We start from the raw sequence: 1,262 nt of genomic DNA, 5'->3' as shown, positions 1-1,262 counted from the left end.
GTGCAGCAGCCGCTGGTGGTCCTGCTGGTGGCTGGCCAGCTCGGCATAGTCCAGCTCGGCCAGCACCTGCTCCTCGAAGGCGAAGTGGTGGCGCGCCATCTCAAACAACCCTTCCAGACTTTCCAGATAGAGTGCCGGGTGCTCGCAGTTGTCTTTCATGCGCTCCAGTAGCCGGTTGGTCAGCACGAAGAGCTGGCGATGCTCGGCATCGATGCGGGGATGGCCACACTCGTGGCTGTTTTGCCACAGCAGTGAACCCAGTTCGGGATCCAGCCCGGCGGTAAACAGGCAGACCCGGCCACGGCCCCGTCCCTTGGCCTGATACATGGCCTGATCGGCATGGTGCATCAGGGTCTTGGGATCCGTGCCATGTTCCGGGTAGAGCGCCACTCCTATGCTGCTGGAGATCCGCAACTCCTGCTCTTCATCCATCCGGAACGGAAGACGCAGGCTCTGGTGCAGATGATCCGCCACCGCCAGCGCCTCGTCACGGGTATCGGGCAGCAGGATCACGAACTCATCTCCCCCGAGACGGGCCACCAGATCCTGTTCTCGCACGCAGTGGCGCATGCGTTCGGCCACCATGTTGAGCAGCACATCCCCGGTCTCATGACCAAAGGTGTCATTGATCGGTTTGAAGTGATCCAGATCGATGAACATCAGCGCCAGCTCTCTCCCCTCATCGGCCATGGCCTCTGTCAGCCGCAGTTGCAACAGGCGACGGTTGGGCAGGTTGGTGAGCGGATCATAGAAGGCGAGGCGATGCATCATCTCCTCGCTGGCGGCGCGTTCCGTGATGTCGCGGGTGACCCCCAGGATGGCATCGGGCTGGCCTTGCTCGTTGCCGTGCAAGGTAGTGATGGTCTCGGTTGCCACCAGATGTCCCTCCTTGTGCCTCACCTGGGTGCGGATCACGCAGCGGGTCTGCTCGTGGTCGCCCCGTTGCCAGGCGGCGAGGGAGTCACTGAGCTCATCGCGCAGCTGTTTTCTGGAGGTTTCCGGGATCAGCAGCTTGAGGGGCAGGCCGAGGATGTCGCGCGCCTCATAGCCGCTCAGGGGCTGGATGGCCGGGCTGACATAGCGAAGGCGCAGAGTGGCGGTATCCATGGTCCAGATAACGTCTGCGCTGTTCTCCGCCACGAACCGGTAGTGCTCTTCGCTCTGGGCCAGTTCACGGGTGAGCCTCAGCCGATCCCGGGCCTCCTGACGCAGACGCAGATAGAGATGGCAGAAGATGCCGAGCAGAGTCAGCAGGGTGAAGG

At 62.6% G+C, this 1,262-nt stretch carries 1 protein-coding gene; it reads right to left on the bottom strand.

Annotation, left to right across the window (positions count from 1 at the left end):
• On the bottom strand, positions 1-1,262 hold a 1,262-nt coding region (locus AAC083_RS14055; protein ID WP_146181678.1), incomplete at both ends, for a diguanylate cyclase domain-containing protein.

It is taken from the genome of Aeromonas sp. HMWF014, from assembly GCF_963878295.1.
In the GTDB taxonomy this organism is placed as follows: domain Bacteria; phylum Pseudomonadota; class Gammaproteobacteria; order Enterobacterales; family Aeromonadaceae; genus Aeromonas; species Aeromonas popoffii.
Note: the sequence above shows the minus strand (reverse complement) of the source record. Positions and strands in the feature narration are given on the sequence as shown.